Source organism: Cerasibacillus sp., assembly GCF_036516575.1.
In the GTDB taxonomy this organism is placed as follows: domain Bacteria; phylum Bacillota; class Bacilli; order Bacillales; family Amphibacillaceae; genus Cerasibacillus.
The window spans coordinates 21870-31847 of record NZ_DATBTY010000004.1; the positions used below are offsets into that span (position 1 = coordinate 21870).

8 protein-coding genes are annotated in these 9978 nt (G+C 38.7%); 7 read left to right on the forward strand and 1 reads right to left on the reverse strand.

From position 1 onward, the window contains the following. Positions 1–328 precede the first annotated feature (328 nt). Positions 329–1663 (reverse strand): LysM peptidoglycan-binding domain-containing protein, encoded by a 1335-nt coding sequence (locus VIG73_RS01190; RefSeq protein WP_331638554.1) that lies wholly within the window; start codon positions 1661–1663, stop codon positions 329–331. 784 nt (positions 1664–2447) lie between these two features. On the opposite strand from VIG73_RS01190, the gene VIG73_RS01195 reads away from it, so the two are divergent. The 7 genes from VIG73_RS01195 to VIG73_RS01225 all read left to right on the forward strand — a co-directional run bounded on the left by VIG73_RS01195 (position 2448) and on the right by VIG73_RS01225 (position 9945). Further along, on the forward strand, positions 2448–3215 hold the full coding sequence (locus VIG73_RS01195; protein WP_331638556.1) for a YveK family protein: 768 nt from the start codon (positions 2448–2450) through the stop codon (positions 3213–3215). Next, complete coding sequence (locus VIG73_RS01200) at positions 3190–3885, forward strand: CpsD/CapB family tyrosine-protein kinase (protein ID WP_331638558.1); 696 nt, start codon at positions 3190–3192, stop codon at positions 3883–3885. Before VIG73_RS01195 ends, VIG73_RS01200 begins: the two co-directional genes overlap by 26 nt. Positions 3886–4259: 374 nt before the next feature. Beyond that, complete coding sequence (locus VIG73_RS01205; RefSeq protein WP_331638560.1) at positions 4260–5027, forward strand: tyrosine-protein phosphatase; 768 nt, start codon at positions 4260–4262, stop codon at positions 5025–5027. Positions 5028–5162: 135 nt separating this feature from the next. Continuing rightward, positions 5163–5816: a response regulator transcription factor gene (locus tag VIG73_RS01210; RefSeq protein ID WP_331638562.1), complete on the forward strand. Its 654-nt coding sequence runs from the start codon at positions 5163–5165 to the stop codon at positions 5814–5816. A gap of 201 nt (positions 5817–6017) precedes the next feature. After that, entirely contained in the window at positions 6018–7850 is a 1833-nt protein-coding gene (locus VIG73_RS01215; RefSeq protein WP_331638564.1) for a nucleoside-diphosphate sugar epimerase/dehydratase, read from the forward strand. 57 nt (positions 7851–7907) lie between these two features. Next, entirely contained in the window at positions 7908–8795 is an 888-nt protein-coding gene (galU, locus tag VIG73_RS01220; RefSeq protein ID WP_414648349.1) for a UTP--glucose-1-phosphate uridylyltransferase GalU, read from the forward strand. Between the two features lie 40 nt (positions 8796–8835). Further along, the gene (locus tag VIG73_RS01225; protein ID WP_331638567.1) at positions 8836–9945 is read left to right on the forward strand and encodes a DegT/DnrJ/EryC1/StrS family aminotransferase; all 1110 of its coding nucleotides are present in this window, start codon (positions 8836–8838) and stop codon (positions 9943–9945) included. Positions 9946–9978 lie beyond the last annotated feature (33 nt).

Consider the following 9978-nt stretch of genomic DNA (forward strand, 5'->3'; position numbering starts at 1 on the left):
GCTCCAGCGCTCGATTCCTGTGCTCCACTGCTCGATTTCAGGGGTTCATCGCTCGATTCCAGCGCCTCACCGCTCGATTCCAGTGTTCCACCGCTCGATTCCGGCGCCACAGCGCTCGATTCCTCGGCTCCAGCGCTCGATTCCGATGCTTCAGCGCTCGATTCCAGCGCACCACCGCCCGATTCCGATACCTCACCGCTCGATTCCGCCGCCCCCCCCAACCTCAGCGCCCCCGCCATCCCGCACCACCCAAACCCCAAAACAAAAAACCTCGGGTTCCCGAGGTTTTTCCTTATCATCATATTTAATATGTCATTAAGCCATCATCTTAGTACAACCGCTTAAATGAATCAAAATGCTTACTCCAGTAAGAGTTGCTTAAGTCTGTGACGGTGACACCTGTGCTCGTTCCGGCGTGGATGAATTTGTTATCACCGATATAGATACCGAGGTGGGAGATGCCACTGCGGTATGTGCCGGAGAAGAAGACAAGGTCGCCAACTTGTGGGTTTGAGACATAGTATGAGCGATCATAGTAACCTTGGCTTGATGTACGGCCCATCTTTTTCCCAGCTTCATTGTAAGCAAAGTGAACGAAGCCACTACAGTCAAATCCACTTGGTGTCGCGCCACCCCAGACGTATTTCACGCCTTGCATAGAAAAGGCTGAACTTAATAGTTTATCAACATTGTAGCCACTGCTTGTTGCTGTACCTTTATTCGCTGATGAGTTAGAGCTGCTAGAACTACTGGAGCTACTTGATGACGTGCCCCCACCACTGCTCTTACCACCTTTGACATTCAACTTCTGTCCAACATAAATGAGACTAGAAGATAAATTGTTCCACTGTTTCAAGTCATTTACTGAGACGCCGAATTGCGCCGAGATACGTGATAGTGAGTCACCAGCTTTGACGGTGTACACTGTTGTACTCTTTTGATTACTTGATGAAGTGGAGCTGCTAGATGAACTTCCTTTATTGGAACTCGTACTAGAACTAGATGAAGATCCGCTCTTCGCACCATTCACTGTTAACGTCTGACCGACTAAGATCAGATCAGAGTTTAAGTTGTTCCATTTCTTCAGATTGCTAACGGAAGTGCCGTATTTACTTGCGATACCACTTAACGTGTCACCAGCTAGGACAGTATATGTACTTGCGTTGGACGGCGCGCTAGAACCACTGCTCGAACTTCCTTTCGCTGATGTACTAGATGAACTAGCATTCTTACCAACTACTAATTTATCCCCTGGGAAAATTAATGTCGTATTTAAATTATTCAATTCCATTAATTTGTTGAGAGAAATTTTATGCTTATAAGCAATGCCGCTTAATGTATCGCCAGCTTTAACGGTGTAGGATCCTGATGTCGATTTGCTGGAAGATTTTCCGCTATTATTAGATGTGCTCTTTGAGGTGCTTGAATTTGATTTACTCTCCCCAGCAACCTTAAGTGACTGGTTAGGTAAAATAATATCACTTGATAGATTGTTTAATTCTTTCAAATGTGAAACAGATGTCTCGTACTTCTTAGCTATGTCCCACAGTGTGTCCCCAGGTTTTACTGTATGAGACGCTGCATCAGCACTCTGGGCTGCAAGTAACGATGAAGCAATGACAGCACTCGCCGTAACTCCCATATAAATCTTCTTATTCGCCATTGAATTTACCCCTTTCACATAATATGGTCAAGGCTCGGTACATAATACATACTCGAGCGCGTACTCACGAAGTTAATTTAGTTACATATAACTAAGTGGAAAGTCATACCCTTTAAAACTAGTATGAAAACACTATTAAAACATGTATTATGAAAAATATCTGAAAGTCCTGTTTATCAATGGATAAAATCGGGAAATCAGACAAAAACATACTATTTTGCATACTATTATAGCTTTAATCCTAGTAGTTTCAACCTATCTCATCTATTTGTAATAGAAATGTAACAATAAACGACATAATCCGAACGTACTATCCCCAATAGGCAGAAGGAACTAATTTATTATTCTAAAAAGTGTATAATATAGAGTATTGGAAAATATATTTAGCTTAATCATAAGAAAACGCTTGCAATATTTTAATAAAGTTAAATTTAGTAATCAAAAAGACCTAAAAACACAACTAAGATATTATAGAACAAATTTAATTAGTACTAAAATAACAGTATCAAACGACAAATATGACAGTATTTTGACACTTGCAAACGTTGATAATAACGTCATTTTTTGTCATTTATATTAAAGAAGCGATACTTTCTTGTATCATGCTTACCCATAAAGAAATGTCGCAAAACTTGAAATTTGGTATAAAAACATTATTAAATAGACTGGTGTTATGGTATAATTTCGATTATGATGTTTAACATTTCCTATATGTCTGTTTTTGTTACAAATAAATAATAGAAATATGAGTCGAAAATAGAAGATAATTAACGGAGGTAAGCTCATGGAAGAAACAATCTCCCTGAAAGAAATATTCGGGGTCATAAAAAAACGCTTTATGCTGATTGTTGCATTCGTATTAGGGGCTGCACTCATTGCGGCGGTGTTTAGCTATTTCATTATTACACCACAATACGAATCACGCTCACAATTTATCGTGAACCAATCACAACAAGATCCAAATATGGCGTATAATATCAATGACATTCGTACAAACGTCGAACTTATCAATACATATAACGCGATTATGGAAAGTCCTAGAATACTAGATGAAGTCATTGAAGAACTGGGTTTGGATTATTCGGCTGGAACATTAAGTAGTAAAATTAAAGTATCAAGTGAACAGAATTCCCAAGTTGTTAATGTCACTGTAACAGATCCAAATCCAGCACTCGCAACCCAAATTGCAAACACAACGGTAAAAGTATTTCAAGATACGATTCCTGACATTATGAATGTCGATAATGTAAAAATTCTCTCAGCAGCAGAAATGGCAGAAAATCCATTAGCTGTATCACCAAAACCACTCCTAAACATCGCCATCGCACTCGTATTAGGTGGGATGATTGGTGTCGGACTTGCCTTTCTACTCGAATATCTTGATAACACAATTCGTACAGAAGATGACGTTGAAAAAGAACTTGGCCTTCCAGTTCTCGGAGTAATCTCGACAATGACAACGGAAGATCTTCGTCAAGGAAGAATGCCAATGCATCAGCAATCACGAGTGAAACGAGGTGGTTTCAGTGGCGCGCAAAAGAAAACAGTTTGATTCATCCATCCGGCATTTAATAACGAAGCTGAATCCACGTTCACCCATATCAGAACAGTACCGGACAATCCGGACAAATCTGCAATTTGCTTCAGTTGATGACGAGCTTCGTTCCATGCTTGTGACATCATCTGGACCAAGTGAAGGGAAGTCTACGATTACAGCGAATCTAGCGATTGTCAATGCGCAACAGGAGAAAAAAGTTCTCTTAATTGATGCCGATATGAGGAAACCGACCGTACACTACACATTTCGCCTCGATAACTTAAGAGGTTTAAGTAACGTACTTGTCGGTGAACATTCACTTCAAGAAGCGGTGAATACAGAAGTGGAAGATAATCTTGATATTTTATCATCAGGACCGATTCCGCCGAATCCATCGGAATTATTAGCGTCTAAACGGTTAAAAGAACTGATCAGTGAAGCGAAAGAAGTATACGATATCATTATTTTCGATACACCCCCCGTTCTCGCGGTAACAGATGCACAGATTCTTGCTGATTCAGTCGATGGGACGCTTCTTGTTATTCGTAGCGGCAAGACGGAAAAAGAAGCCGCACTTAAAGCAAAAGAAGCATTAGAACCAGCAAAAGCGAAACTACTCGGTACCGTTCTAAACGACCGTGAAAAAGCTGCCAATTCTTATTATTACTATTACGGAAATAATTAGATTAAAAACGCCTATGTTATTCATGGAAAAATAGCATAGGCATTTTTTTACAAAAAATTTACAACAATCATGGGAAATATAGTGTCATATATAAAATTGGCAATAAACTATTAAATAAGCCGAGAAAATGTTAAAATATAGTAGTCCTTTAGAGCTATTTTATGAATAAAAAATAAATTTATAACTAATAATATTCTGAAATCAAATTTTAAAAATCAGTAAAAACGCCGATACATATGTTTTTCTAGCGTTGTCACTTTATACAAAAAATTGCTAAATAACGCATTTTTTTGTATGATAGTACACAACTTGTATACATAAAAAGGGCAACTTGTATACATCACCGCTAACAAAATAAAGGGGGTTAGATAAGAATGATTGATATTCATAGTCATATTTTACCGGGGGTAGATGATGGGGCACAGACGGAAATCGATAGTATCGAAATGGCACATGCAGCCGTCCAACAGGGAATTCATACGATTATTGCGACACCACATCATATGAACGGACAATACAATAACGAGAAAGAGTCAATCACTAAACACGTCGAATTACTAAACCAACTTCTAGCAAATGAAAATATTCCACTAAATGTTTTACCAGGTCAAGAGATTCGTATATATGGTGAACTGCTAGAAGATCTCCAAGCAGGAACAATCCAACCATTAAACAACACTAAATACATTTTCATAGAATTTCCATCAGGCCATGTCCCACGCTATGCCGAACAAATGCTGTTTGACGTTCAGGTCGCGGGCTTTATACCAATTATTGTACATCCTGAACGTAACCGTGAGTTAAGTGAACATCCAAACAAACTATATGAATTTGTTCGTAAAGGTGCACTTACACAAGTGACAGCCGCAAGTGTTATCGGCAAATTTGGGAAAAACATTCAAAAATTCACAGAACAGATTATCGATGCAAACTTAGCACATTTTATCGCTTCAGATGCCCATAACACAACATCAAGAGGCTTCAGTATGAAAGAAGCGTATCAAGAAATCGAGAAAAAATACGGGTTAGATATGACATACATGTTCCTAGAGAACGGTGAATATTTAATCGCAGGAGAAAATATTAATAAATACGAACCGAGACGGATTACGAAGCGCAAGCGCTTTTTAGGTTTATTTTAAGCCCCACTAACGACTACGCTCCTGATGTAAACACTATTTCCATTATACAAGAATGGTGTACAAAAATATGTCGATGTCGTTTGTTATAATAAAAATTAACAAGTACTTGGGGATACGATAGGAGCTGATGTACGATTGATACGCTTGTTATTAATTCAAGAAGATCGTTTATTTGGTGAAGGGATTAAAGCGATTATTTCAAAGGATCCTGATATTGAAGTTGTGGGGATTGTTGAAAACGGTTCACATGTCAAACGTATCCAATCTCTACGACCCGATATTATTCTTTTCGTTGTTGATTCATGTCAGATTGATATCATTGCGGCAACAGCTAGAATAAAAGAACGCCTGCCTAAAGTGAAAATCATCTTCCTCGTCGATGAGCCAGAAGAAGAATTGATCTTTAGGGCGGTCAATGTCGGTGTTGACGGCTTTATTCTAAGTAATCTTTATCCTGATACGTGTCGCCGGATTATTCATGAAGTAAGTCGTGGCGAGAATGTCATCTCTGGACCCATTGCGAAAATGATGATCCAGCGACTCCGCCACTTAACGAAAGATAAAAAGACACTTCTAGGGATTCGTTTACAAAATAAAGGGATAGAACTAACAGCTCGAGAATTAGAAGTCGCTTATTTAGCGATGGAAGGTAAAACAAATCATCGTATCTCACAAATCTTACAAATTAGTGAAGGAACCGTTAAAAATTATATGAGTGATATATACCATACAATTGGCATTCATCGTCGAAAAGAAGCGATGGACTTCTTTCGAAAAGCTATTTTATAACATTCATATGACTAAAAGGTTGACGAATTAAATGAGACTATGACTTTTGTCTCAAAAGTCACTAGGAATATTGACTTGACTTTTGTTACAATACACGTTGTAACAAAAATAGACAAAAATGGAAAACATTATGAAACAGACATCTATAGGGAACTTATCAAAGACAGACGCATAGTAACAAAGTGAAAGGGGAAATAACGATTGTCATATCGTAGACGGCTGACACTACTGATCTTACTCGACTCAATTATCGTAACATGTGCGATATTCGCAGCCGTATGGATCGTCTATCCGAATGCACAGACAGCACTTGATACAAAAGTGCTTGTCATTAGCTCAATTGCCTTACTCGTATTCCATCATTTATTTGCCATGATTTATAAGTTGTATCATAAAGTATGGGCATATGCGAGTGTAGGAGAATTATTAGCAATCGTGAAGTCAGTGACATTCGCCATTCTAGCAACCGGTGTTGTTCAATTTTTAGTAAATGACTTTAGCATCTACCGACGGACGCTCTTTGTCACTTGGCTTTTACATATTATTTTAATCGGTGGCTCGCGTTTCGTATGGCGGGTCTTCCGCGATCAATACATTGCTAAAGATACGAACAAAAAACGGACACTTATCGTCGGCGCCGGAGCAGCTGGGTCCATGATTGCAAGACAGCTCCATAATGGCAATAACGATACCGAACTAAATGCAGTCGCATTCGTTGATGATGATTTATCCAAACAGAAGATGGAAATATACGACATCCCAGTTATCGGGCAAATCAAAGACATCCCAGAAATCGTGAAAAATCACCATATCGAGCATGTCATCATTGCTATTCCATCATTAAAGCGAAGCGAATTAAAGCATATCGTCGATTTATGTAATGAAACAAAAGCAATTGTCAAAATGATACCGAAAATAGAAGACTTAATGACGGGGAAAGTGTCCGTCAGTAACTTGAAAAATGTGGAAGTTGAGGATTTGCTAGGCCGTGAACCTGTCGTTCTTGATATTGAATCTATTAAGGAATATGTGACGGGAAGCACTGTCATGGTAACGGGGGCAGGTGGCTCCATCGGTTCAGAACTATGTCGCCAATTAATGACATTCAAGCCGGGACGCATCATTCTCGTTGGCCACGGAGAATACAGCATTTATAACATTGATATGGAATTACGTCGTACTTACGGCCAAACGGAGACTGAAATCATCCCAATCATCGGTGACGTACAAGACCGAGAGCGTATGTTTGATATTGTACAAGCATATGAGCCAGCTATCATTTACCATGCGGCAGCCCATAAACATGTGCCATTAATGGAATACAATCCCCATGAAGCGGTCAAGAACAATGTGATCGGCACGAAAAATGTCGCCGAAGCAGCTGACTATTTTGATGTGAAACGATTCGTACTCGTTTCAACCGATAAAGCGGTGAACCCGACAAATGTGATGGGTGCGACAAAACGGATTGCTGAAATGGTCATCCAAGACTTGGCGACACATAGCAAAACAAAATTCGTTGCCGTCCGTTTCGGAAATGTGCTCGGTAGCCGTGGCAGTGTCATCCCTTTATTTAAGAAGCAAATCGCTGCTGGCGGACCTGTTACGGTCACTCATCCCGATATGACACGCTATTTCATGACGATTCCCGAAGCATCACGACTCGTCATCCAAGCAGGAACACTTGCTAAAGGTGGCGAAATCTTCGTCCTTGATATGGGCGAACCAGTAAAAATCGTCGATCTCGCAAAAAACTTAATTCGTCTCTCAGGCTACACCGAAGATGAAATCCCAATCGAATTCTCCGGCATCCGCCCAGGAGAGAAGATGTATGAAGAACTTCTCGGCGAAGATGAAATCCATCCAGGAGAAGTTTATGAAAAAATCTATGTCGGACGAACGAAAGAAGTCGATGCCGATGAGATTAGTAGACTACTAGAAGGATTTGAACGGTGTGAGATTGGGGAATTGAAGGATGAGTTGATGCGGGTTGTCTTTATGGAGAAGGAATTGGTTACGGCGAAGGGCTCATAATATTATATTAAAACAATATCGATATTAATTCTATTATCAAACATGGGGGTTATCTCATTGAAAAAAACAATTAAGAAAGCGATTATTCCGGCGGCAGGTTTAGGAACTAGATTTTTACCAGCAACGAAAGCAATGCCGAAAGAGATGTTGCCAATTGTTGATAAACCAACGATTCAATATATTATTGAAGAAGCGATTGAATCAGGAATTGAAGATATTATCATCGTAACAGGAAAAGGTAAACGTGCGATTGAGGACCACTTTGATCATAACTTTGAGCTTGAAGATAATCTTGCAAAAAAAGAAAAGTGGGATTTACTAGAAAAAGTAAAAGAAACGACAAATGTCGATATTCATTATATTCGTCAAAAAGAGCCAAAGGGATTAGGGCATGCCGTCTGGTGTGCACGCAAATTTATTGGTGATGAGCCATTTGCTGTTCTACTAGGTGATGATATCGTCCAAGCGGAAACACCTGGATTAAAACAATTAATCGAACAATTTGAGGAAACGCAGTGCTCTGTTGTCGGTGTTCAAAAAGTAGCAGAAAATGAAACACATCGCTATGGCATTATTGATCCGTCGACGATAGAAGGCAGACGTTATCAAGTTAATAAATTTGTAGAAAAACCAGCACCAGGAACAGCACCGTCTAACCTAGCGATTATGGGACGTTATGTATTAACACCGGAAATATTTGAGTTTCTAGATCGTCAAGAAATTGGAGCTGGTGGTGAGATTCAGTTAACAGACGCAATTCAGCATATCAATGAACAACAAAAAGTCTATGCATATGACTTTGAAGGTAAACGTTACGATGTTGGTGAAAAGATGGGTTTTGTCAAAACAACGATAGACTTTGCATTACAGAATGATGAGATTAAATATGAGATATTTGAGTATCTCGTACAGATTGTAAACGAAGCTAAAGCAACCGTAAAATAAATTGTTGTTCATAACATATTAGTGGAAGGAAGTTGTCTTTATGGCTGACAGAATATATTTATCTTCGCCCCATATGAGTGATGAAGGATATGAAATGCAGTATGTACAGGAAGCATTTGAAACAAATTGGATTGCTCCACTAGGAGAAAACGTGAATGAATTTGAAAAAGAATTTGCGAAAAAGGTTGGTTCTAAAGCAGCTGCAGCACTTTCATCGGGGACTGCTGCAATCCATTTAGCACTAAAAGCAGCAGGGGTCGGTGAGGGAGATATTGTATTCTGTCAAAGCTTGACTTTCTCTGCTTCAGCTAATCCTATTATTTATCAAAATGCTACACCTGTATTTATAGATAGTGATATTAACACATGGAATATGTGTCCAAAGGCTTTAGAAGAAGCCTTTAAGAAATACCCTAATGTTAAAGCTGTTATTGCTGTTCATCTTTATGGTCTTACAGCTGACATGGACAAAATAGTAGAATTATGTAAAAAGCACAATGTTGTATTAATTGAAGATGCAGCTGAATCGTTGGGTGCTTACTATAAGGGAAAACACACTGGAACGATTGGCGATTACGGTGTTTTTTCTTTTAATGGAAATAAAATTATCACCACATCTGGTGGTGGTATGCTTGTCTCGGATAATAAAGAAAGAATTGAAAAAGTAAAATTCTGGGCAACTCAATCGCGTGATCACGCAAGACATTATCAACATAGTGAATTAGGTTACAATTACCGTTTGAGTAATGTTCTGGCTGGTATTGGTAGAGGCCAATTAAAAGTATTAGAAGATAGAGTAGAGAAGAAAAAATATATCTTTGAATTTTATAAGGAAAACCTTAGAGATATTGATTCTATTAAATTTATGCCGATAAATGATTGGGTTGATTCGAACTACTGGCTTTCGTGCATAACAGTTAGTGGAAAAGTTAAACCACTAGATATAATAAAAGCTTTAGAAAAAGAGAATATTGAATCTCGCCCATTATGGAAACCAATGCATTTACAACCATATTTCGAAAAATATGATTATGTTGGTGGTAATACAGCTGAAACTTTATTTGAAACTGGTGTTTGCTTGCCTTCAGATACGAAGATGACTGATGGGGATTTAAGAAGAGTAGTTAAATCTATACGAAATTTATGGTGATATCAAAATGAGAAAAAATAGTTTCTATAAAAA